The sequence below is a fragment of the Streptomyces sp. NPDC002825 genome, from assembly GCF_040295385.1.
Lineage (GTDB): Bacteria > Actinomycetota > Actinomycetes > Streptomycetales > Streptomycetaceae > Streptomyces.
Genome location: NZ_JBEOVH010000009.1, coordinates 168,783 through 189,052, shown reverse-complemented (window position 1 = coordinate 189,052; position 20,270 = coordinate 168,783). Strand labels below are relative to the sequence as shown.

General features: G+C 71.9%; 25 protein-coding genes. 12 read left to right on the top strand and 13 right to left on the bottom strand.

Annotated features, from left to right (window positions below):
• The first annotated feature begins 149 nt into the window (after positions 1 to 149).
• Complete coding sequence (locus tag ABT041_RS15035; RefSeq protein ID WP_351184017.1) at positions 150 to 572, top strand: hypothetical protein; 423 nt, start codon at positions 150 to 152, stop codon at positions 570 to 572.
• A 4-nt stretch (positions 573 to 576) separates the two neighbouring features.
• Here the strand turns inward: ABT041_RS15035 and ABT041_RS15030 are convergent, their stop codons facing one another.
• From ABT041_RS15030 to ABT041_RS15020, 3 genes are all read right to left on the bottom strand, one after another.
• Positions 577 to 1,605 carry an RNA polymerase sigma factor SigF gene (locus ABT041_RS15030; RefSeq protein WP_351184015.1) on the bottom strand — a complete coding sequence of 343 codons (1,029 nt, stop codon included), beginning with the start codon at positions 1,603 to 1,605 and terminating at the stop codon, positions 577 to 579.
• On the bottom strand, positions 1,602 to 2,015 hold the full coding sequence (locus ABT041_RS15025) for an ATP-binding protein (protein ID WP_351184013.1): 414 nt from the start codon (positions 2,013 to 2,015) through the stop codon (positions 1,602 to 1,604). The genes ABT041_RS15030 and ABT041_RS15025 overlap by 4 nt, the downstream gene beginning before the upstream one ends.
• Before the next feature lie 346 nt (positions 2,016 to 2,361).
• The gene (locus ABT041_RS15020) at positions 2,362 to 2,622 is read right to left on the bottom strand and encodes a UBP-type zinc finger domain-containing protein (protein ID WP_351184011.1); all 261 of its coding nucleotides are present in this window, start codon (positions 2,620 to 2,622) and stop codon (positions 2,362 to 2,364) included.
• 41 nt (positions 2,623 to 2,663) lie between these two features.
• Between ABT041_RS15020 and ABT041_RS15015 the strand changes: the two genes are divergently transcribed.
• Positions 2,664 to 4,259 carry a Na+/H+ antiporter gene (locus ABT041_RS15015; protein ID WP_351184009.1) on the top strand — a complete coding sequence of 532 codons (1,596 nt, stop codon included), beginning with the start codon at positions 2,664 to 2,666 and terminating at the stop codon, positions 4,257 to 4,259.
• Positions 4,260 to 4,313: 54 nt separating this feature from the next.
• Here ABT041_RS15015 and ABT041_RS15010 read toward each other — a convergent pair whose 3' ends face one another.
• Entirely contained in the window at positions 4,314 to 5,216 is a 903-nt protein-coding gene (locus tag ABT041_RS15010; RefSeq protein WP_351184007.1) for a 1-aminocyclopropane-1-carboxylate deaminase/D-cysteine desulfhydrase, read from the bottom strand.
• A 189-nt stretch (positions 5,217 to 5,405) separates the two neighbouring features.
• A complete protein-coding gene (locus ABT041_RS15005) occupies positions 5,406 to 5,996 on the bottom strand; it encodes an N-acetylmuramoyl-L-alanine amidase (RefSeq protein WP_351184005.1) in 591 nt (196 codons plus the stop codon).
• Positions 5,997 to 6,249: 253 nt separating this feature from the next.
• Here ABT041_RS15005 and ABT041_RS15000 point away from each other — a divergent pair, with 253 nt between their 5' ends.
• Both ABT041_RS15000 and ABT041_RS14995 read left to right on the top strand, forming a co-directional pair.
• Positions 6,250 to 7,665 (top strand): family 2B encapsulin nanocompartment shell protein, encoded by a 1,416-nt coding sequence (locus ABT041_RS15000; protein ID WP_351184004.1) that lies wholly within the window; start codon positions 6,250 to 6,252, stop codon positions 7,663 to 7,665.
• 95 nt (positions 7,666 to 7,760) lie between these two features.
• Positions 7,761 to 8,804 (top strand): family 2 encapsulin nanocompartment cargo protein polyprenyl transferase, encoded by a 1,044-nt coding sequence (locus ABT041_RS14995; RefSeq protein WP_351184114.1) that lies wholly within the window; start codon positions 7,761 to 7,763, stop codon positions 8,802 to 8,804.
• Here ABT041_RS14995 and ABT041_RS14990 read toward each other — a convergent pair whose 3' ends face one another.
• Complete coding sequence (locus ABT041_RS14990; protein WP_351184002.1) at positions 8,805 to 9,380, bottom strand: TetR/AcrR family transcriptional regulator; 576 nt, start codon at positions 9,378 to 9,380, stop codon at positions 8,805 to 8,807. It lies immediately after the preceding gene.
• 104 nt (positions 9,381 to 9,484) lie between these two features.
• Here ABT041_RS14990 and ABT041_RS14985 point away from each other — a divergent pair, with 104 nt between their 5' ends.
• The 3 genes from ABT041_RS14985 to ABT041_RS14975 are packed head-to-tail and all read left to right on the top strand — an operon-like array spanning position 9,485 to position 10,807.
• On the top strand, positions 9,485 to 10,066 hold the full coding sequence (locus ABT041_RS14985) for a dihydrofolate reductase family protein (RefSeq protein WP_351184000.1): 582 nt from the start codon (positions 9,485 to 9,487) through the stop codon (positions 10,064 to 10,066).
• Positions 10,067 to 10,105: 39 nt separating this feature from the next.
• Positions 10,106 to 10,345 (top strand): hypothetical protein, encoded by a 240-nt coding sequence (locus tag ABT041_RS14980; protein ID WP_351183998.1) that lies wholly within the window; start codon positions 10,106 to 10,108, stop codon positions 10,343 to 10,345.
• 42 nt (positions 10,346 to 10,387) lie between these two features.
• Positions 10,388 to 10,807, top strand: a complete 420-nt coding sequence (locus ABT041_RS14975; RefSeq protein WP_351183996.1) for a DUF6304 family protein — start codon at positions 10,388 to 10,390, stop codon at positions 10,805 to 10,807.
• Between the two features lie 126 nt (positions 10,808 to 10,933).
• On the opposite strand, the gene snpA is transcribed toward ABT041_RS14975, so the two are convergent.
• Positions 10,934 to 11,587, bottom strand: coding sequence for a snapalysin (snpA, locus tag ABT041_RS14970; protein WP_351183994.1), 654 nt, complete (start codon positions 11,585 to 11,587; stop codon positions 10,934 to 10,936).
• A gap of 185 nt (positions 11,588 to 11,772) precedes the next feature.
• On the opposite strand from snpA, the gene ABT041_RS14965 reads away from it, so the two are divergent.
• Positions 11,773 to 12,741: a LysR family transcriptional regulator gene (locus ABT041_RS14965; protein WP_351183992.1), complete on the top strand. Its 969-nt coding sequence runs from the start codon at positions 11,773 to 11,775 to the stop codon at positions 12,739 to 12,741.
• On the top strand, positions 12,738 to 13,214 hold the full coding sequence (locus ABT041_RS14960) for a GNAT family N-acetyltransferase (RefSeq protein WP_351183990.1): 477 nt from the start codon (positions 12,738 to 12,740) through the stop codon (positions 13,212 to 13,214). The genes ABT041_RS14965 and ABT041_RS14960 overlap by 4 nt, the downstream gene beginning before the upstream one ends.
• An 18-nt stretch (positions 13,215 to 13,232) precedes the next feature.
• On the opposite strand, the gene ABT041_RS14955 is transcribed toward ABT041_RS14960, so the two are convergent.
• Positions 13,233 to 13,649 carry an SgcJ/EcaC family oxidoreductase gene (locus ABT041_RS14955; protein WP_351183988.1) on the bottom strand — a complete coding sequence of 139 codons (417 nt, stop codon included), beginning with the start codon at positions 13,647 to 13,649 and terminating at the stop codon, positions 13,233 to 13,235.
• Positions 13,650 to 13,794: 145 nt separating this feature from the next.
• Here ABT041_RS14955 and ABT041_RS14950 point away from each other — a divergent pair, with 145 nt between their 5' ends.
• Complete coding sequence (locus tag ABT041_RS14950; protein ID WP_351183986.1) at positions 13,795 to 14,778, top strand: sigma-70 family RNA polymerase sigma factor; 984 nt, start codon at positions 13,795 to 13,797, stop codon at positions 14,776 to 14,778.
• A gap of 90 nt (positions 14,779 to 14,868) precedes the next feature.
• On the opposite strand, the gene sodN is transcribed toward ABT041_RS14950, so the two are convergent.
• Complete coding sequence (sodN, locus tag ABT041_RS14945; protein ID WP_030688769.1) at positions 14,869 to 15,264, bottom strand: superoxide dismutase, Ni; 396 nt, start codon at positions 15,262 to 15,264, stop codon at positions 14,869 to 14,871.
• 162 nt (positions 15,265 to 15,426) lie between these two features.
• On the opposite strand from sodN, the gene sodX reads away from it, so the two are divergent.
• The gene (gene sodX / locus ABT041_RS14940) at positions 15,427 to 15,861 is read left to right on the top strand and encodes a nickel-type superoxide dismutase maturation protease (RefSeq protein ID WP_351183983.1); all 435 of its coding nucleotides are present in this window, start codon (positions 15,427 to 15,429) and stop codon (positions 15,859 to 15,861) included.
• Here sodX and ABT041_RS14935 read toward each other — a convergent pair.
• Positions 15,765 to 16,394, bottom strand: a complete 630-nt coding sequence (locus tag ABT041_RS14935) for a CGNR zinc finger domain-containing protein (protein WP_351183981.1) — start codon at positions 16,392 to 16,394, stop codon at positions 15,765 to 15,767. The two genes, sodX and ABT041_RS14935, sit on opposite strands and share 97 nt — an antisense overlap.
• Before the next feature lie 106 nt (positions 16,395 to 16,500).
• Here ABT041_RS14935 and ABT041_RS14930 point away from each other — a divergent pair, with 106 nt between their 5' ends.
• Positions 16,501 to 17,250, top strand: a complete 750-nt coding sequence (locus ABT041_RS14930; RefSeq protein WP_351183979.1) for a class I SAM-dependent methyltransferase — start codon at positions 16,501 to 16,503, stop codon at positions 17,248 to 17,250.
• A 55-nt stretch (positions 17,251 to 17,305) separates the two neighbouring features.
• Here ABT041_RS14930 and ABT041_RS14925 read toward each other — a convergent pair whose 3' ends face one another.
• The 3 genes from ABT041_RS14925 to ABT041_RS14915 are packed head-to-tail and all read right to left on the bottom strand — an operon-like array spanning position 17,306 to position 20,014.
• On the bottom strand, positions 17,306 to 18,073 hold the full coding sequence (locus tag ABT041_RS14925) for an amino acid ABC transporter ATP-binding protein (RefSeq protein WP_086831716.1): 768 nt from the start codon (positions 18,071 to 18,073) through the stop codon (positions 17,306 to 17,308).
• Positions 18,070 to 19,020, bottom strand: a complete 951-nt coding sequence (locus ABT041_RS14920) for an amino acid ABC transporter permease (protein WP_351183977.1) — start codon at positions 19,018 to 19,020, stop codon at positions 18,070 to 18,072. The genes ABT041_RS14925 and ABT041_RS14920 overlap by 4 nt, the downstream gene beginning before the upstream one ends.
• Before the next feature lie 31 nt (positions 19,021 to 19,051).
• Positions 19,052 to 20,014, bottom strand: coding sequence for an ABC transporter substrate-binding protein (locus ABT041_RS14915; RefSeq protein ID WP_351183975.1), 963 nt, complete (start codon positions 20,012 to 20,014; stop codon positions 19,052 to 19,054).
• Positions 20,015 to 20,270: the final 256 nt, after the last annotated feature.

Sequence of the window (20,270 nt, the reverse complement as noted above, 5' to 3'; positions counted from 1 at the left end):
CGATCCCCGGACGTCTCACGACGGGGCCCGGGCCCCGCCCGGTCCCAGGACGCGTCCGAGCGGACCGTGCCGGCCCGATCGCCGGATGCCGCTCGACAGGGGCCGGGCCCGGGGTCCGGTTCCCCCGCGTCCCCGTTACGCTGCCTTGCATGAGCAGTACGGAGCAGACCCCCCGCCCCGCCCGCCTGGCCGCAGCCGCGGGCGTGGCCCTCGTCGAGGCCCTCGGGCTTCTCGCCGGAGGCGTCTACCTGCTGGTGCGGGCGCTCCTCGACGGGGGCTCCGGCGGCGGCGACGTCACCAGCGGGGTGACGGGCGGTGTGACCGTGATCGCACTCGGACTGATCCCGCTCGCCGCCGCGCGCGGCCTGTGGACGATGCGCTCCTGGAGCCGCGGCCCGGCCGTGATCACCCAGATCCTCGCCCTGCCGGTCGCCTGGCAGATGCTCCAGACCGAGGGCGTGATCCCCTTCGGGATCGTCGTCGCCGCGCTCGCCGTGACCGGGCTGGTCCTCCTGGTGAGCCCGGCCACGACCGAGGCGCTCGGCATCCGGCGCCCCGGTCAGGGAACCTGAGGGACTACTCCTCCACCAGGAGCTTCTCCCGCAGCGACGCCAGGGTCCGGGCCAGGAGCCGGGAGACGTGCATCTGGGAGATGCCGACCTCCTGCGCGATCTGCGACTGCGTCATGTTCCCGAAGAAGCGGAGCAGCAGGATCCGCTTCTCCCGGGGCGGCAGGTCCTCCAGGAGCGGCTTGAGCGACTCGCGGTACTCGACCCCCTCCAGGGCCTCGTCCTCCGCGCCCAGCGTGTCCGCCACCGCCGGCGACTCGTCGTCCGTGTCCGGGACGTCCAGGGAGAGCGTCGAGTAGGCGTTGGCCGACTCCAGACCCTCCAGGACCTCCTCCTCCGAGATCCCCAGCCGCTCCGCCAGCTCGTGCACGGTCGGCGACCGCCCGTGCTGCTGGGACAGCTCGGCCGTCGCCGTCGTCAGGGACAGCCGCAGCTCCTGCAGGCGGCGGGGGACCCGTACCGCCCACCCCTTGTCACGGAAGTGGCGCTTGATCTCGCCGACGACCGTCGGGGTCGCGTACGTGGAGAACTCCACCCCGCGCTCCGGGTCGAACCGGTCGACCGACTTGATCAGGCCGATCGTCGCCACCTGCGTCAGATCGTCCAGCGGCTCGCCGCGGTTGCGGAAGCGCCGGGCCAGGTGCTCCACCAGCGGCAGGTGCATCCGCACCAGACGGTTGCGCAGCTCGGCCTTCTCCGGGGAGCCCTCGGGCAGCTCGCGCAGCTGGACGAAGAGGGCGCGGGCGCCGCTCCGGTCGTGCGGGTCCGGGACGGCGTGGGCGTCCGGACCCTCGTCGTCCTCCTCGGCGTCGTCGGACCTCTCCACCGCCTCGGCCGCGACGGCGTCCTCGGGGGTCAGCGCCTCGGGAGCCTCGGAGGAGCCCTCGGAACTCGCCGGGGCCTCGGAGACTCCTGGTGTCTCGGGAACCTCGTGGTGCTGCTCGTGCTCGCTCATGTGGTCCGCCTGCTCCGTAGCGACCCTGTTCGGCCGCGCCTGCTGCTCAGGGATGCCGGCCGTCGCGTCCCCGCTCCTCACGCCGGGCCTGGCCCCGCGCCGCGCTGTTTGTACAGGCTGATCGAGACCGTACGGTCATCGGCCACCGACGACTCCACCTTCCCGGCGAGGGCCGACAGCACGGTCCACGCGAAGGTGTCGCGCTCGGGCGCCCTGCCGTCCGTCGTCGGGGCGGAGACCGTCACGTCGAGGGAGTCTTCGACCAGCCGGAAGACACAGCTGAGGACGGACCCCGGCACGGCCTGCTGGAGCAGGATGGCGCAGGCCTCGTCGACCGCGATCCGCAAGTCCTCGATCTCGTCGAGGGTGAAGTCCAAGCGCGCCGCGAGGCCGGCCGTGGCCGTACGCAGCACGGACAGATAGGCACCCGCAGCGGGCAGCCGGACTTCCACGAAGTCCTGGGTCCCGGGCTCGCCTGCGATCTGGGACACCCTCACCTCCAAGGTGGCACAAGCTCATTCGGGGTCCGGGGGAGAGGCCCCCGGACCGGGCGGGTACGCAGGGAGCCTGCGCGGTCCGCCGTGACGCTATCGCGATCCATCCTGCCGTGTCGCCGGGAGCTCCGGAGACCAGGTGGTCCCTCGCCCCCCGCCAACGGCGGCCGCGGAGAACCCGCGGAGGGGTGACGTACCCAGCGTCCGGGCCATCGAACCGTCCGTGACCGCGCCGGCCGCCCGGCGGCACCCCGGCGGTCAGGCGATCGGACCGTCGACGACCACGCGGCGCACCGGTCCGTCAGACGATCGAACCGTCGACGACCACGCGGCACCCCGGCCGTCAGACGATCGAACCGTCCACGAAGCACCACCGCCAGGCCTCGCCCGGCTCGAACGTCCGCATCACCGGGTGCCCGGTCGAGGAGAAGTGAGCCGTCGCGTGCCGCCCCGCCGAGGAGTCGCAGCAGCCCACGTGCCCGCAGCTCAGACAGAGCCGCAGCTGGACCGGGTGCGTGCCGTCCGCCAGGCACTCGGGACAGGTGGCGGCGAGCGGCGCCGGTTCGGGGCGCGGCATTTCGGCTACGTGCGGGCACTCACTCATGATGGCCAGGTTACGTTGCGGCACGGGACGGGGTCGGGAGCATGGACGCACTGCAGCTGGTGGGACTGGTGGCGGCGAGCGCCGCCGTGGCCGGGTTCGCCCGCAGGACCCCGGTGCCCGCCCCGCTGCTCCTGGTCGCCGTCGGCCTGGCCGCCGCGTACCTCCCGGGGGTCCCCGACTACACCCTCGACCCGCACATCGTGCTGCCGCTGATCCTGCCCCCGCTCCTCTACACGGCCGCGGTCGACTCCTCGTACCTCGACCTGCGGGCCAACATCCGGCCCGTCGCGCTGCTCTCCGTCGGGTACGTCCTCTTCGCCACCGTGGCCGTGGGCTGGCTCGCGTACGTCCTCGTGCCCGACCTGCCGCTCACCGCGGCGCTCGTCCTCGGCGCGGTCGTCGCGCCGCCGGACGCGGTCGCCGCCACCGCCATCGCCCGCAGGCTCGGCCTGCCGAACCGGATCACCACGATCCTCCAGGGCGAGTCCCTCGTGAACGACGCCACCGCCATCACCGCGTACAAGGTCGCCCTCGCCGCCGCCGTCGGCGAGGGCATCAGCTGGGGCGGCGGCCTGTGGGAGTTCGCCCTGGCCGCGGTCGGCGGCATCGGCGTCGGTCTGGTCCTGATGGTGCCGATCCACTGGCTCCGCACCCATCTGACCGAGGCCCTCCTCCAGAACACCCTCTCCCTGCTCATCCCCTTCGTCGCGTACGCCGCCGCCGAGGAGGTCGGCGCCTCCGGCGTCCTCGCCGTCGTCGTGGTCGGCCTCTTCCTCGGCCACAAGGCATGGAAGGTCGACTTCGCCACCCGGCTCCAGGAGGAGGCCGTCTGGAAGATGGTCGCCTTCGTCCTGGAGTCCGCCGTCTTCGCCCTGATCGGCCTCCAGCTGCCGTACGTCGTCAGGGAACTCGGCCGGTACAGCATGGGCCAGGCCGCCTGGTACGCGCTCGGGGTCTTCCTCGCCGTGGTCGTCGTCCGCTTCGTCTGGGTCTACCCGGCGACCTTCCTGCCCCGCTGGATCTCCCCGCGCATCCGCGAGCGGGAGCCGGAGGTGGACTGGCGGGCGCCGCTCGTCGTCGGCTGGGCCGGCATGCGCGGCGTGGTCTCGCTGGCCATCGCCTTCTCCATCCCGGCCTTCACCGACGGCGTGGAGTTCCCGGCCCGGAACCTCGTCCTGTTCCTCACCTTCACCACCGTGATCGGCACCCTCGTGGTGCAGGGCCTCACGCTGCCGCCCCTGATCCGGCTCCTGAAGCTGCCCGGTCGCGACCGGTACGCCGAGACCCTCGCCGAGGCCCAGGCCCAGAGCGAGGCCTCGCGGGCCGCCGAGGAACGCCTCGATGAGCTCCTCGCCGACGAGCGCAACGCCCTGCCGAAGCCTCTCGCCGACCGGCTCCGCACGGTCATGGAGCGGCGCCGCAACTCCGTGTGGGAGCGCCTGGGCGCGGTCAACGAGGTCACCGGGGAGACCGCGGACGACACCTACCGCAGGCTCTCGCGCGAGATGATCGACGCCGAGCGCGCGGTCTTCGTGCGGCTGCGCGACGCCCGCCGGATCGACGACGAGATGATGCGCACCCTGCTCCGGCGCCTCGACCTGGAGGAGGCGGCGGCGTACCGGGAGATCGACGACTAGGGCCCGGTTCGCCTTCCGGTGCCGGACGCTCTTCCCGTACTAGCCGCTCTTCCCTTACGGGACGGTCTCGGGCGCTCCCGTGATCACGGCCGCGAGGCGGGTGCCCGGCGGGAAGGCGCCCTCCTCCGCGAGGGTCGTCAGGCCGTACAGCATTTTGGCGACATACAGCCGCTCGATGGCGAGTCCGTGCCGCGCCTCGAAGTCCTGTGCGAAGGCCTCCAGGGCCGGGGGCACGCGCGCGTAGCCGCCGCCGTGGAAGCGCTCGTCCAGCGTCCAGTCGCCGCGCGGGGCGCCGAAGGCCGTCTCCTGGAGGGCGCGGACCTCCGCGCCGAGGAAGCCGCCCTTGAGGACCGGGACGCCGAGCGCCTTCTGCCCGGGGGAGAGGCCGGCCGCCAGCCCGGCCAGGGTGCCGCCCGTGCCGCAGGCGACCGCGACCGTGTCCGCCGCCCCGGCGAGCTCGCGGCCCAGCTCCACGCAGCCGTGGACGGCGAGCGCGTTGCTGCCGCCCTCCGGGACCACGTACGCGCCCGCGGGGGCCCGCTCCAGGAGTGCCGCGCGCGTGGCCGGGTCGTTCTTCGCGCGGTACGTGGCCCGGTCCACGAAGTCCAGGCGCATCCCGTCCGCCGCGCACCGCGCGAGCGAGGGGTTCAGCGGGCGCCCGGCCAGCTCGTCGCCCCGGACCACACCGACCGTCTCGAAGCCGAGGAGCCGCCCGGCGGCGGCCGTCGCCCGCAGGTGGTTGGAGTACGCGCCGCCGAAGGTGAGCACGGGCCGGCCGGCCGCCTCGCGCAGGTTGAGCGCGAGCTTGCGCCACTTGTTGCCGGGCAGGTCGGGGTGGATGAGGTCCTCGCGCTTCAGCAGCAGCGTGAGGCCGCGGCGGGCGAAGCGCTCGTCCTCCACCGGCTCCAGGGGCGAGGGGAGCCGGGGTCGCAGACGGGAGAGGTCGAACGCGGTCACCCGGCCATTGTGAGCCCCGGGGGATCCACGGTCCCGCGACGGGCCGCGGCACCGTGGATCGGGTGGCCACGCGCCCGGCGGCCACCCGCCTGCCCGCGACCCGCCCGTCGTCCATGCACCCGTCGGGCCCCCACGCGCCGGCCACCCGCCCGTCGGCCATCCACCCGTCGGGCCCCCGCCCCGCCCCCGCTAGCGCAGGAGCTCGGCGACGCGTTCCCGCATCGAGGCCATCGTGAACCCGCGCGGGTCCACCTTGCCCGGCTGCCACTCCAGGTGCCCGATGACCGAGCGGTGTGTCCAGCCGTGCGCCCGGCAGACCGCGGCCGCCGCCTTCGCGATGGCCTCCAGCTGGACCTTCGGCCACGGGTCCTCGCCGTCGCCGAGGTTCTCGCACTCGAAGCCGTAGAAGTGCCGGTTGCCGTCCGTGGTGGCCTCGTCGTCCGGCGGCAGGCGCCGCTCGGCGATGACCGCCCGGAGGACCTCGTCGTCGCCGAGGCCCGCGTGGTTGGCGCGCCCGTAGCCGACGAGGTGGACCGTGCCGTCCTTGGCGATCACGCCGTGACAGAGCGGCCCCGGCAGGGCCTCGTAGCCGTCCCGGCAGATCCGGACGGTGTTGGCGGTGCCCCGGGTCACGGTGTGGTGGATCATCACGCCGTGCACCGGGCCCCAGGGGCCCTTGTGGTTGCGGTTGTGGGTGGACCAGTCGCCGACCTGGACGACCGCGAGGCCCTCGTCGCGCAGCGCGCCGAGAAACCTGTTCGCGGACATGGGTGAGGCCATGACCGACTCCTTCCGGAGGACGGGGTGAGCTTCCGGAGTACCGGAGTCCGCCCCTCCGCTGCCATGCGTTCGGGCCGTGTGCGAGCCGATCCGGACAGTTCGTCAGGAGGCAGGTGGGGCTGCGCTGTTCGGATGGAAATCGCGTGACATACCCCGAAGATCGTCGAACAGTCCCACCCGAATGTGTAATGGCGGCGACACGCTCCGTGCTGAAAGGCTTCTCGGGCAACTCAGGCATACGAGAGGGAGTTCCATGTCCGTTGGTTCGGTTGACGGCGAGGTCCGCGCGGAGCAGCAGGCCCCGCAGCAGAGTCTCGGGACCGCCGCCGCGCGGAACCTCGCCACGACCACCAAGTCGGCCCCGCAGATGCAGGAGATCACCTCACGGTGGCTGCTGCGGACGCTGCCGTGGGTCCAGGTGCAGGGTGGCACGTACCGGGTGAACCGGAGGCTCAGCTACTCCGTGGGTGACGGCCGCGTCACCTTCGTCCAGACCGGAGAGCGCGTCGCGGTGATCCCCGCCGAACTCGGCGAACTCCCGGCGCTGCGCGGCTACGAGGACGAGAGCGCGCTGACCGAGCTCGCGGCCCGATGCACCCAGCGGGAGTTCGCGGCGGGCGAGATCATCGCCGTCGCGGGCACCCCCACCGACCGGGTGTACCTCCTCGCGCACGGCCGCATCGAGCAGATCGGCGAGGGGCCCTACGGCGACGAGGCGGTGCTCGGCGTCCTCGCCGACGGCGCCTACCTCGGCGAGGCCGCGCTGGTCGGCGAGGACGCCACCTGGGACTGGACCGCCCGGGCCGCCACCGCCTGTACGGTCCTGGAGCTGACCCGCGACGACGTACGGAACCTCGCGGACCGGGCCGGCTCGCTCGCCGCCCACCTCGCGAGCGTGGCGTCGGCGCCGGACCGGAGCACCAACACCTACGGCGAGGCCGCCATCGACCTCTCCGCCGGCCACGTCGGCGAGGCGGTCGTCCCGCACACCTACGTCGACTACGACGCCAAGCCCCGTGAGTACGAGCTGAGCGTCGCCCAGACCGTGCTGAAGGTCCACAGCCGCGTCGCCGACCTGTACAACCAGCCGATGAACCAGACCGAGCAGCAGTTGCGGCTCACGGTCGAGGCGCTGCGCGAGCGCCAGGAGCACGAGCTCATCAACAACAAGGAGTTCGGCCTCCTCTCCAACTGCGACTACGGGCAGCGGCTCCAGCCGCACGACGGCGCCCCCAGCCCGGACGACATGGACGAGCTGCTCTCCCGCCGCCGGGGCTCCAAGATGTTCCTCGCCCACCCGCGCGCCATCGCCGCCTTCGGCCGCGAGCTCAACAAGCGCGGCCTGGTGCCCGAGACGATCGAGGTCGCGGGCAACCGCATCCCGACCTGGCGCGGTGTGCCGATCTACCCGTGCAACAAGATCCCGGTCTCGGACGCCCGGACCACCTCGATCATCTGCATGCGTACCGGCGAGGCCGACCAGGGCGTCATCGGTCTGCACCAGACCGGTCTGCCCGACGAGATCGAGCCCAGCCTCTCCGTCCGCTTCATGGGCATCGACGAGCAGGCGATCATCTCCTACCTGGTCACGGCCTACTACTCGGCGGCGATCCTCGTCCCGGACGCCCTCGGCGTCCTGGAGAACGTCGAGGTCAGCCGCTGGCGCTGAGTCGTCGGCGGCCGGGGGCGGGAGCCGAACCCGCCCGCCCCCGGCCGATCGCCCCGCGGACCGCCGTGAAGGATGCGAAGGACATGACCGTGACCATGACCAGCGTGGACGCCGTCGCCGACGGACAGGGGGCCGTGAGGCTCCTGGACCGGACGCGTGCCGCCGTCAACCCCCGACTGCGCTCGACCGTCGAGTCCCTGCCGGGCTCCATACGACGGGTGGCGATGTACCACTTCGGCTGGGAGCGCGCCGACGGCAGCCCGGACGCCGGGCAGCCGGGCAAGGCGATCCGGCCCGCCCTGGTCCTCGCCGCGGCCCGCGCCCTCGGTGCGGAAGACGAGCGTGCCGTGAACGCCGCGGCGGCGGTGGAGCTCGCGCACAACTTCACCCTGCTCCACGACGACATCGTCGACGAGGACCCGACCCGGCGGCACCGGGCCACCGCCTGGACCGTCTTCGGCATCCCGGACGCCCTCATGGCGGGGGACGCGATGTGCGCGCTGGCCCTGCGGCTGCTCGCCGAGGACCCCCACCCCGCCTCGGCGGCGGCCTCCGCGCGCCTCGCCGCCTGTGTCATCGAGCTCTGCGCCGGCCAGCAGGCCGACTGCGCCTTCGAGCAGCGCGATCCGCGCGAGGTCTCCCTCGACGAGTGCCTGACCATGGCCACCGCCAAGACCGGTGCCCTGCTCGGCTGTTCCTGCGCCCTCGGCGCGCTGTACGCGGGCGCGGGGGAGGAGGAGGTCGCGGCGATGGACGCCTTCGGCCGGGAGGCCGGTCTCGCCTTCCAGCTGATCGACGACCTCATCGGCATCTGGGGCGACCCGGATCGGACGGGCAAGCCGGCCGGCGCCGATCTCGTCGCCCACAAGAAGTCGCTTCCCGTGGTGGCGGCGCTGACCTCCGGCACCCGCGCCGGGGAGGAGCTGGCCGAGCTGTACGCGCTCCCGGCCCTGGACGCGGCGGCCGTACGGGCGGCTGCGGACGCCGTCGAGCGGGCCGGCGGCCGCGACTGGGCCCAGGCCCAGGCGGCCGAGCGCATGGGCCGCGCCGTGGAGCACCTGGCCGAGGCGGTGCCGGACCTGGCGGCGGCGGAGGATCTGCTGGCCCTCGCGGAGTTCGTCACGCGGCGGACGCGCTGATCACGCCTCCGGGACGATCCGGGTGACCACGGTCTCGATCATGTCGTCCAGGTCCCGGTCCCCGAGGAGGCCGGGGACGGTGAAGTGGTCGAGGAGCAGACCGGTGAGGGCGACGTAGAGCACCCGGACCGTGTCCGCGTCGCCCGGCATGCCCGAGTCGAGGTGGAGCCGGATGTTCAGGTCGAGGTCGGCCCGGAGCACCTCGGTGAACCGCTTCTGCAGTTCGGGTCGGCGCACGGCCTCCAGACGCAGCTCGAAGAGGCCCAGATAGCACGTGCGCTCGGCGGTCATGCGCCGGGCGAGCCACCGCATCAGCTCGACGACCAGTGCGCGGCTGGGCGTCGGGAGGAGCGCGGCGTCGATGGCGCCGGGCTCCGGGGTGAGTCGTACGAAGATCCGGTCCGCGACCTGGGAGAGCAGCCGGTCCCGGTCGCTGAAGTAGTTGGACGAGGTGCCCGTGGGGACCCCCGCCCGGGCGTCGACCGCCCGGAAGGTCAGCCCGCGGGCACCTTCGTCCGCCAGGACCTCGATCGCGGCGTCGAGCAGCGCCGCACGACGTTCCGGGTTTCTCGCCACGTCGGGCTCCTTCGGTAAAGGCCTTGCGCAACCACTACAGGTGAAGCACTATAGCTGTCGTGGTTGCGATCGCGGCCGCACCCCCCAGGACGAAGAGGACCGGTTTGCGCAAGCTCACCTACTACATCGCCTGCACCATCGACGGCTTCATCGGCGACCCCGAGGGCGATGCCACCTCCATGTTCAAGTACTCCGAAGGGCCCTACATGGCCTGGATGGGCACCGAGTACCCGGAGACCATTCCGACGCACGGCCGCGAGATGCTCGGCGTCGACGGCGAGAACCGGCACTTCGACACCGTCGTCCAGGGGCTGGGCTCGTACCAGCTCGCCCTGGACATCGGCGTCACCAGCCCGTACAACCACCTGCGCGAGTTCGTCGCCACCCGCTCGCTCACCGAGTCGCCCCACCCGAACGTCGAGCTGATCGCCGACGACCTCGTCGGCCGCGTCCGCGAACTCAAGGCCGAGGACGGCCCCCTGGGCATCTGGCTCTGTGGCGGCTCCACCCTCGCCGGCGAGCTCATCGAGGAGATCGACGAGCTGGTCATCAAGACGTACCCGCAGGTCTACGGCTCCGGCATGCCGATGTTCGGCGCGGGCTTCGAGCCCCGGGACTTCGAGCTCGGCGACGTCCGAGCCTTCGAGAACGGCGTGCTCGTCCGTACGTACACCAGGAAGCGTTAGCGGCGGGCGGCCTCGCGTGGGGCGGCCTACTCTGGATGCATGGGTGACGAGGCGACTCGCACGACGCGGGACCCCCTGGCCGAGCGTCACTGCCCGGCCTGCGGCGAACAGCTCGCCGTGCTGGCCACCCGGCACAAGGTCCTCGGGGCCTGGGTGCCGGAGTGGGAGGTGCAGCCCTGCCGCAACCCGAGGTGCCCGCTGCACGAGGGGGCGGAAGCCGCTACCACGCAGGTGACCGGCAAGAACGGCGAGAACGGGAGAAGTCCGGCCCCAGGGTGACCGGACGCGCGGCGGAGCCGGTCATACCGCTACAGTCCGCGCATGTCATCGGAGTCGACAGAAGTCTGGACCGGCTGGTACCGGGACCGCAGCGGCGCGGAAGCGATCGTCATCACGGCCGACGGGCGGCGCGTCGCCACCCGGATCAGGGGCGTCGAGTACGCGGGCGAGAGCTTCGCCGCGCTCGTCGCCGCCGAGGGGAGCGACGCGGCCCTCACGGGCTGCGTCCTGGAGTGGGACCTGCCGCTCCCCGTCGTCGTGGACGGCGCGGCACAGCAGGCCACGCTGGCCTGCCTGCTGACGCTCGGCGAGCGCGCCGACCTCAGCCTCACCCTGCACTACGGCGGAGCCGCCTTCGAGGCATGCGTCGCCGGGGGCGACTTCGAGGGGGCCCTGGAGCGGGTACGGCGCCAGCTGCCGCCCGGCGCGGACTTCGGCCGCCGGCTCCTCCAGGCGGCCTGAGACGAGGGACGGCGGCGCCCGGGGAGGGGCGCCGCCGCCACGGACGGGGCTTCGCGGTCAGCTCTCGGAGCGGAGGGGCCTCAGCCCTTGAAGCGGAGCCGCGTCAGCCCTCGGAGTCGACCCGCCTCAGCCCTTGAAGGCGGACGCGAGGCCGTAGCGCCACAGCTGGTCGACGCGTGAGCGCTCCTGCGCGTTCGGCTGGGCGTTCTGGCAGGACGTGCCGGGGCCGCCGCCCGACATCAACTCGCTGCACGGCCCGCTGTAGTGGTCCGGGAGCCCGAGGACGTGACCGGTCTCGTGGGCGGTGACCCGGGTCGAGTTGTACTGCTGGTTCTGCCGGTAGTCGAGGAAGATGTAGCCGCTGCCGTGGCCGTCGGTGCTGGCGTACGAGCCACGGGAGTCGTTGCCCTCGTAGTACGCGAAGTCCGGGTTGCTGCCCTCGACGAGCCGGACGTTCACCACCGAACTGTTCCATATCTGCGCGGAGCGGGCGATCTGGGTGCGGAAGGTCGGCGCGTTCGCCGCGCTGTAGACGACCGTGACGGCCGTCGCGCCCGGCGTCGCGGCCCGCTTCTTCGCCACCGACTTCACGACGGCGTCGAAGAAGGCCTGGTTGGCCTTGGCCTCCTCGGCCGAACCGGCGTACGCCACGGCGGCGTTGCCGGAGGCGACCGTGGTGCCCGTGCCGACCGCCGCCGCCGGAGTCGTACCGAGAGTGGCGGCGAGACCGAGGCCGAGTGCGGCGGTCAGCACGGAGGTGAGGACCTTGGGATGAGTCATGGGGGGCTCCTCCAGTTGGGTTCGGAGAGAGTCTCGGGGGAGCCGGCCCGCGAGCGGATGATGCCAGTCCCCGATAACCCCGTCGCATCACCCGGCTGACGTGCCTCAACTCCCTTGGAATGAAAGGTGATTGAGGGGCTCCGGGCGTCTGGTGCGACTCCGGGGAGCCGCCCTACCCTCGGGGCATGGAGCTGGAGGTGAGACATCTGCGCGCGCTCTGCGCCATCGCCGACACGGGCAGCCTGCACAAGGCGGCCCGTCAACTGGGCATGAGCCAGCCCTCGTTGACCACCCAGCTGCGCCGCATCGAGAACTCCCTCGGCGCGGAGCTCTTCTCCCGCGGCCGCACCGGCTGCCGCCCCACCCCGCTCGGCCGCTCCCTGCTCAGCCGGGCCCGCCCCCTCGTCGCCGACATGGCCGCGCTCGTCACCGAGACCCGGGCCGCGGCCGCCCGCGCCGACGGCGACGGGCTCCGCGTCGGCTCCACCGCCAGCCGGGCGTTACCGGGCTGGCTGCGCCGGCTCCGGCAGCGGCTGCCCGGCACGGACGTCGGCCTGCGGGTGGACGTCTCCGCGAACGCGCTGCTGCGCACGGTCGCCGCCGGGCAGCTCGACGTCGCCTTCGTGCACGAGGTGGAGGGCTGCCCGCTGCGGATCCCCGAGGGCCTCACGGGCCGGGTCCTCGTCGCCCGCGAACCGCAGTTCGTCTCCATGGCCCCCGGCCACCCGGCCGCCGCCCGGCCCGTCGTGGACCTCGCCGACCTCGCCGCCGACCACTGGATGGTCGACCCGACCGTCGACGGCGAATGGGACGGCCTCCGCCGGGTCCTCGGCGCCGCGGGCATCGACCCGCCCGTGCTGCACGGCGACTACCACACGGCCGCCTCGCTCATCGTCCTCGGCGAAGCCGTCGCCCCCTGCCAGCCCACCTCGGTCCCGCGCGAGGACATGGCCATCCGCCCCCTGCGCGGCGACCCGCTGGGGGTCCGTCTCCTCCTGTACGCACGCCCGGGGGCGCCCCTGGACGTCCTGTACGCCGAACTCGCGGCGGCCTACCGGGAGGTGGCCCTGCGGGCGGCCCCGTACCGCGAGTGGCTCCGCCGCCGGGGCGCGACGGCCACGCTGCCGGCGGGACCGTGCATGATGACCGTATGAGCGAAGATCCCGGCCAGGCAGAGGTGCGCCACGCACGCCCGGAGGACCTGCCCCGCGTCGTCGAACTGATCGCCGAGCACGCCGCGTACGAGAAGGCGGCACCTCCGGCCCCCGGCCTCGCGGAGCGACTGACCGGCCTCCTCTTCGGCCCCGAGAGGCCCCGGCTCCGCTGCTTCGTCGCCGTCCTCCCGGACGGCACCCTCGCGGGGTACGCCACCTGCGCCCCGGAGCTCTCCACCTGGGACGGCACGGAGTACCTCCACATGGACTGCCTCTACCTCGCGGAGCCCTCCCGCGGCCACGGCCTTGGCCCCCTCCTCATGGCGGCCCTCCGCGCAGAGGCCCGTGCCCTCGGCCTCCCGGAACTCCAGTGGCAGACCCCCGTCTGGAACGAGGGCGCGATCCGCTTCTACGACCGCCTGGGCGCCACGTCCAAGGAGAAACGGCGGTACACGCTCCCGGCGGAGGCGTAGCGCCGCCCGGGCCGGCGGTCAGTCGGCGCAGTTGTGATAGGCGACCACCAGCCAGCCGTCGTCGCCCGTGCGCTCCAGCGCCCAGGTCACGCGGACCCAGCGGTCGTCCGGGACGTCGGTCTCGCCGGCCAGGACGACGGTGCTGCGGGCGAGGACGACGGCCGCGTCGCGGGACTCGCCGAGGAACCGCACGCTGTGGACCTCGTCGCGGATGGTCGAGCCCTTCAGGGGGCCTTCGAAACCGGCGGCCATCGCGGCCCGGATCCGCTCGCGGCCGTCGCGGAAGGAGCCGGGCAGGGCCGCGGTCGCGTCGGGGGCGTAGTGGGCGACGAAGGCGTCGGCGTCGTGGGCCGCCCACGCCTCGTACACGGCGTCGATCACGGACCGCACCTGCTGCTCGGCGGCGGTGTCCTGCGTGGTCGTCGTCGTGACCATGGTGTCCTCCTGGACGGTCGAGGGGATGTCCCCGGTACGTACCGGGGAGGCGTCCGGAATTCATCGCGGCCGTCCGCCCGTTCGGCGATGACTCTCGGGAGGCCCGCCGGTACGTACGGAGATCACCGCACCGAGAGAGGCAGGCATGGCCACCACGAGCACCCACCCCGGCGAACGGGCCGCCGAGTTCGCCCGCAGCACCGACCCGCACCGCCGGGAGCTCCTGGCCTACTGCTACCGCATGCTCGGCTCCGCGCACGAGGCCGAGGACCTCGTGCAGGACACCCTGCTGCGCGCCTGGCGCGCGTTCGACCGCTACGACGCCCGGCGCGCGAGCGTACGCACCTGGCTGTACCGGATCGCCACCAACGTGTGCCTCACCGCCCTGGACACCCGCACCCGCCGCCCCCTGCCCAGCGGCCTCGGCGCACCCGACGAGGACCCTTTGACGCCCCTGGAGTTCGCACCGGAGGTGCCGTGGCTCCAGCCGATTCCGGACGCGTGGCTCGCGGACCCGGGCCAGGTGGTCGCCGCCCGCGGCACCCTGCGCCTAGCGTGGGTCGCCGCCGTGCAGTTCCTGACCGCCCGCCAGCGGGCCGTGCTGGTCCTGCGCGACGTCCTCGACTGCTCGGCCGCCGAGACCGCGGAGCTCCTCGACACCACCCCGGCGGCGGTCAACAGCGCCCTCCAACGCGCCCGGGCCCGGCTCGCCGAGGCCGGCGTCAGCGAGACGGGGGTGACGGAGGAGGCCGCCGACCGGCGGGTGGTGGACCGGTACGCGGCCGCCTTCGAGAAGGCGGACATCGGTGCGCTCACCGCACTGCTCGCCCACGACGCGATCCTGGAGATGCCGCCGGTCCGCACCTGGTTCACCGGCCGCGACCGGTACGCGGGCTTCATGCACTGGGTGTACGAGGCGAACGGCACCGACTGGCGCGTCCTGCCCACCGCGGCGAACGGCCAGCCCGCGATGGCGGCCTACGTACGCCTCACCGACACCGCCCACCGCCTGCACACCCTCCAGGTCTTCGACGTCGCCGACGGCCGCATCACGCGCAACACGGTCTTCCAGGACCCCACCACCCTCGCGGCCTTCGACCTCCCGGACACCCTCCCTCCGCTCCACTGAAAGCCCGCAACAAAAAGACCGCACCCGGCCGCCCTGGACGCCGTGCTTCGGCGCCCTGCGAACCGGGTGCGGTCGGAGACCGGGGGAAGATCAGGCCTTCTTGGTCTCCCAGAAGATGCGGTCGATCTCGGCGATGAGCTCCAGCGCCTTCTCGCCCGTCTTCGGGTCCGTGGACGCCTTGGCGGCCGAGAGGGCCTTCAGGGTGTCGTTGACCAGCTGGTTGAGCTCGGGGTACTTCTCGAAGTGCGGGGCCTTGAAGTAGTCGCTCCAGAGCACCGAGACGTGGTGCTTGGCGAGCTCCGCGCGCTGCTCCTTGATGACCGTGGCGCGCGCACGGAAGTGCGGGTCGTCGTTGGCCAGGTACTTCTCCTGGACAGCCTTGACGGACTCGGCCTCGATGCGGGCCTGGGCGGGGTCGTACACGCCGCACGGGAGGTCGCAGTGGGCGCTGACCTTCACCTTGGGGGCAAACAGGCGGGAGAGCATTGAGCCGTCCTTCCTCGTGATCGTCTTCTCAGGTGGGACATTACTCGGTGAGAAGGGCGTTTTCGCGGGCGCCCCCTGGGGCTTAGGTCAAAAGTCCAGGGTCACCATGGGACTCGTGTACGAGTGGACGAGCGGACGCACGAGCGGATCGGGAGGTGCCGGATGGCGCGGTCGGGGCGGGAGCAGGCGGAGGAGGCCGGTGCGCCGTTCGGGATCGCCGAGGTGACGGGCGTTTCGATGGTGCCCACGCTGCTGCACGGCGACCAGCTGCTCGTGCAGTACGGGGCGCGGCTGCGGGCCGGCTGTGTGGCCGTGCTGCGGCATCCGCTCCAGCAGGATCTGCTCATCGTGAAGCGGCTGATCGAGCGACGCGACGGCGGCTGGTGGGTGCTGGGTGACAATCCGGACGCCGAGGGGGACAGCCGGGTCTTCGGGGCCGTACCGCCCGAGCTGGTTCTCGGGCGGGTGCGGGCGCGGTACCGGCCGGTGACGCCGGGGCGTCAGCGGTCGGCGGGGGTGATGCTCTCCTGGCTGGTGTCCTCGGTGAGGCCGGTGTGGTCCGACCGTTCGGCCTCCAGGCGCTTGCGGGCCCGGTAGGCGGCCACGTTGGCCCGGGTCGCGCAGCGGTCCGAGCAGTAGCGGCGGGAGCGGTTGGTGGAGGTGTCCAGGTAGGCGTTGCGGCAGGGCGGGGCCTGGCAGAGGCCGAGCCGGTCGGCGCCGAACTCCGTGAGGTGGAAGGCGAGGCCCATCGCCGAGATGGCGGCGTAGCCCGTCGTCGCGTTCGAGGAGTGGTCGGCGAGGTGCATGTGCCAGCGGGGCCGGCCCTCCTCGTCGAGGGTGTCGTGCCCGGAGATCTGCGGGCTGACCGGGAACTCCAGGAGGAGGGAGTTGAGGAGGTCGACCGCGCCCGTGTGGTCGCCTTCGTCGGCCGCGGCGAAGACCGCGCGCAGCCGGGCCCGGACCGTGCGGAAGCGCGGCAGGTCCGCCTCGGTGACCCGCCGGGCCATCTGGGTGGCGGGGCCGAAGAGCTCCCGGAGCACCTCGACGGAGGTCAGGGTGTCCTTGCCGCGGGCCGGTTCCTCGGTGTTGACCAGACGTACGGCGAAGTCCGAGTAATGGGCCAGTTCCACTTGTAGTCCTTACTTCGGCGGGCTAGTGTCTCGGTCGGAGGGGGTAACGGCTGTGTCCCCTTCGAGGGTATTACGAATGGTAGGGCCGACGCGGGGAGGAACGACCATGACCGGAACCGACTGGGCGGACTGGCAGCGGAGCTGGGACCGTCAGCAGGAGTGGTACATGCCGGACCGCGAGGAGCGGTTCGGCGTGATGCTCGACATGGTCGAGGCGCTCGTGGGGCCGGAGCCCCGCGTCCTCGACCTCGCGTGCGGTACGGGGAGTATCACGAGCCGGCTCCTCCAGCGGTTCCCCGGGGCCACCAGTACCGGCGTCGACCTCGACCCGGCCCTCCTCGCCATCGCCGAGGGCTCCTTCGCGGGCGACGAGCGCGTCACCTTCGTGGCCGCCGACCTCAAGGACCCCGCGTGGGCCGCGAGCCTGCCCCACGAGACGTACGACGCCGTCCTGACCGCCACCGCGCTCCACTGGCTCCACAGCGGGCCCCTGACGGCCCTCTACGGACAGCTCGCCGGTCTCGTGCGGGACGGCGGGGTCTTCATGAACGCCGACCACATGATCGACGAGTCCACGCCCCGTATCAACGCCGCCGAGCGGGCCCGGCGGCACGCGCGCATGGACCGCGAGAAGGCCGCCGGGGTCCTCGACTGGGCCGACTGGTGGGCCCTCGCCGCGAAGGACCCGGTCCTCGCCGAGCCCACCGCCCGTCGCTTCGAGATCTACGGCGAGCACGCCGACGGCGACACGCCCTCCGCCGGCTGGCACGTCGACACGCTCCGCGCCGCCGGCTTCGCCGAGGCCCGGCCGGTCTGGGCCTCGCCCTCCGACGTCCTGGTCCTCGCCGTGAGGTAGCGCGGATGCGAGGAAGGGGCGGTACGGGTCTCCCGTACCGCCCCTTCCGTGCGACTTACAGCACCTTCGAGAGGAACGCCTTGGTGCGGTCCTGCTGCGGGTTCGTCAGGACGTCCCGCGGGTTGCCCGACTCGACCACCACGCCGCCGTCCATGAAGACCAGCGAGTCGCCGACCTCACGGGCGAAGCCCATCTCGTGCGTGACGACGATCATCGTCATGCCCGACTCGGCCAGGTCCCGCATGACGTCGAGGACGTCACCCACGAGCTCCGGGTCGAGCGCCGAGGTCGGCTCGTCGAAGAGCATCAGCTTCGGCTCCATCGCCAGCGCGCGGGCGATCGCCACGCGCTGCTGCTGGCCGCCGGAGAGCTGCGACGGGTAGTTGCCCATCTTGTCCCGCAGGCCGACCCGGTCGAGCAGGCGCTCGGCCCGCTCGCGCGCCACCGCCTTGGACTCGCCCTTCACCTGGATGGGCGCCTCCATGACGTTGGCCAGGGCCGTCATGTGCGGGAAGAGGTTGAAGCGCTGGAAGACCATGCCGATGTCACGGCGCTGGACCGCGACCTCGCTGTCCTTCAGCTCGTAGAGCTTGTCGCCCTTCTGCTTGTAGCCCACCAGCTGGCCGTCGACGGACAGCCGGCCGCCGTCGATGCGCTCCAGGTGGTTGATGCAGCGCAGGAAGGTCGACTTGCCGGAGCCGGAGGGGCCGACGAGGCAGAAGACCTCGCCGTTCTGCACCTCCAGGTCGATGCCGCGGAGGATGTGGGCCGCGCCGTAGGACTTGTGGACGCCCTCTGCCTTGACCATGGTCTGACCGGTCATGCCGATGCCTCCGGGGAACGCTTGAACGTGGTCAGGTTGGCCTTGACCCGCTGGAACGGAGTGGGCGGCAGGTTACGCGTCGAACCGCGGGCGAAACGCCGCTCCAGGTAGTACTGGCCGATGCTGAACACGCTGGTCAGCGCCAGGTACCAGATGGAGGCCACGAACAGCATCTCCATCACGGCGCCGGCCGTGTTGCCGATGTTGGACGAGGCACGCAGCAGTTCGGTGTACTGCACGGCCGAGACCAGGGACGAGGTCTTCAGCATGTTGATGAACTCGTTGCCCGTCGGCGGCACGATCACCCGCATGGCCTGCGGGAGCACGATGCGGCCCATGGTCTTCGTCTGGGACATGCCCAGCGCGTGCGCGGCCTCGGTCTGGCCCTCGTCGACCGACTGGATGCCGGCGCGGACGATCTCCGCCATGTAGGCGCCCTCGTTCAGGCCGAGGCCGAGCAGGGCCACCATGAACGGCGTCATGACGTCCACGGTCTCGTTCTTGTAGATCGGACCGAGGTTGATGTAGTGGAAGATCAGCGACAGGTTGAACCAGACCAGCAGCTGGACATAGACCGGGGTGCCGCGGAAGAACCAGATGTAGAGCCAGGCGACCGCACCGGTCACCGGGTTCTTGGAGAGCCGCATCACGGCGAAGACGATGCCGAGGACGAGGCCCAGCGCCATGGACGCGATGCTGATGATGATGGTGTTCCACATGCCGTCGATGACGGAGGGGTCGAACACCTTGTCCCACACGGTGTCCCAGACGACGTCGCCCTGGGAGAAGGCGAAGACGAGCCATCCGAGGAGGACGACGACCACGACGCCGGAGACCCAGCGGCCGTAGTGCCGCACGGGGATGGCCTTGATCGCCTCGTACGGGACGCCCGAGGGGGTGGGCCCGGCCGGAGCGGCGGCCGGGTCCTTGCTGAACTTGTCAGTCATGACGACTGCCCTTCAGTGGTACGAGGAGAGGTCACTTGCCGGCGTTGATCGTGGCCGACTTGACCGCGCTGTCCTCGACGTCCCACTTCTTCAGGACCTCCGCGTAGGAGCCGTCCTTGATGATCGCGTCGAGCGCCTCCTTGACGGCGTCGCGCAGCTGGGTGTTGTCCTTCGAGACGCCGATGCCGAAGAGGCCGACGTCGCTCTGGCTGCCGACGACCTCGAAGTCGTTGCCGCCGCCCGAGGTCTTCGCGATGTACGCGGCGACCGGGTAGTCGTTCAGGTCGGCGACCGCGCCGCCGGCCTTCACGCGGGTCTGGGCCTCGGCGTCGGTGTCGAAGGCCTGGATCGTCAGCTTCTTGTCGCCGCACTTGGTGGCCTGCGCCTTGAAGGTGTCCTCGTAGATCGTGCCGCGCTGGACGGCGACGGTCTTGCCGCAGAGGTCGTCGAGGGAGTTGATGTTCTGCGGGTTGCCCTTCTTGACCAGCAGGGAGACGCCGGAGCTGAAGTAGTCGACGAAGTCGATGCCCTTGCCGATCTTCTTCCCGTTGTCGTCCAGGCCCTCCTGGCGCTTCTTGTTGTCCGTCATCGCGGACATGATCAGCTGCTGACGGCCGGTGTAGATCGAGGTGATCAGGCCGTCGAAGGTGCCCGAGACGAACTCGAGCTTGACGCCGAGCTGCTTGCTGAGGGCCGCCCCGAGGTCCGGGTCGATGCCGACGATCTTGCCGCCGTCGGTGTACTCCATCGGGGCGTACGAGGCGTCCGTGCCGACCTTGATGACGCCCGACTTCTGGATGTCGGCGGGGAGCTTCGAGAAGAGCGGGGCCTTGCTCGCGGAGGCGGAGCCGGTCTCCTTGGTGGAGCCACCGCTCTCGGTCTGGTCGCCACAGGCGGTCAGCAGCATCGAGCCGGCGACCGCGATGGCGGCGACCGCGGCAAGACGGGAAGTGCGGGTCTTGGCGGTCGTACAGCGCGTGGAGCGTGCGGTCATGGTCGGGTTCCTCCGGCGTGTGAGGGAGCTGCCAGGTGTCGCGGACATCTCTTCGAGTGTCGCGACCTCGTGTGATTACGGCATCTTGCCATTCGGACTGCCACAAACCGACGGCCTCGGATGTCAAAATCGGATAACGGGTGACCCCGAAATCGCTACAGGCCGGTACATCAGGGCCGGATCTTCTTCGGGATCCCTTCCCCCTCACCGAAAAATCTGCGGTTCATCTCGCCATTCGGACGATGGGAAGGCCGCC

Coding starts and splice junctions, on each gene's coding strand:
- ABT041_RS15020 (WP_351184011.1), bottom strand. CDS start 2,622: ATGAGTGAGTGCCCGCACGTAGCCGAAATGCCGCGCCCCGAACCGGCG.
- ABT041_RS14950 (WP_351183986.1), top strand. CDS start 13,795: ATGGCCACCACGAGCACCCACCCCGGCGAACGGGCCGCCGAGTTCGCC.
- ABT041_RS14980 (WP_351183998.1), top strand. CDS start 10,106: ATGGGTGACGAGGCGACTCGCACGACGCGGGACCCCCTGGCCGAGCGT.
- ABT041_RS15000 (WP_351184004.1), top strand. CDS start 6,250: ATGTCCGTTGGTTCGGTTGACGGCGAGGTCCGCGCGGAGCAGCAGGCC.
- ABT041_RS14915 (WP_351183975.1), bottom strand. CDS start 20,014: ATGACCGCACGCTCCACGCGCTGTACGACCGCCAAGACCCGCACTTCC.
- ABT041_RS15015 (WP_351184009.1), top strand. CDS start 2,664: ATGGACGCACTGCAGCTGGTGGGACTGGTGGCGGCGAGCGCCGCCGTG.
- ABT041_RS14965 (WP_351183992.1), top strand. CDS start 11,773: ATGGAGCTGGAGGTGAGACATCTGCGCGCGCTCTGCGCCATCGCCGAC.
- ABT041_RS14995 (WP_351184114.1), top strand. CDS start 7,761: ATGACCAGCGTGGACGCCGTCGCCGACGGACAGGGGGCCGTGAGGCTC.
- ABT041_RS14960 (WP_351183990.1), top strand. CDS start 12,738: ATGAGCGAAGATCCCGGCCAGGCAGAGGTGCGCCACGCACGCCCGGAG.
- ABT041_RS15005 (WP_351184005.1), bottom strand. CDS start 5,996: ATGGCCTCACCCATGTCCGCGAACAGGTTTCTCGGCGCGCTGCGCGAC.
- ABT041_RS14975 (WP_351183996.1), top strand. CDS start 10,388: ATGTCATCGGAGTCGACAGAAGTCTGGACCGGCTGGTACCGGGACCGC.
- sodN (WP_030688769.1), bottom strand. CDS start 15,264: ATGCTCTCCCGCCTGTTTGCCCCCAAGGTGAAGGTCAGCGCCCACTGC.
- ABT041_RS14930 (WP_351183979.1), top strand. CDS start 16,501: ATGACCGGAACCGACTGGGCGGACTGGCAGCGGAGCTGGGACCGTCAG.
- ABT041_RS14920 (WP_351183977.1), bottom strand. CDS start 19,020: ATGACTGACAAGTTCAGCAAGGACCCGGCCGCCGCTCCGGCCGGGCCC.
- snpA (WP_351183994.1), bottom strand. CDS start 11,587: ATGACTCATCCCAAGGTCCTCACCTCCGTGCTGACCGCCGCACTCGGC.
- sodX (WP_351183983.1), top strand. CDS start 15,427: ATGGCGCGGTCGGGGCGGGAGCAGGCGGAGGAGGCCGGTGCGCCGTTC.
- ABT041_RS14955 (WP_351183988.1), bottom strand. CDS start 13,649: ATGGTCACGACGACGACCACGCAGGACACCGCCGCCGAGCAGCAGGTG.
- ABT041_RS15035 (WP_351184017.1), top strand. CDS start 150: ATGAGCAGTACGGAGCAGACCCCCCGCCCCGCCCGCCTGGCCGCAGCC.
- ABT041_RS14925 (WP_086831716.1), bottom strand. CDS start 18,073: ATGACCGGTCAGACCATGGTCAAGGCAGAGGGCGTCCACAAGTCCTAC.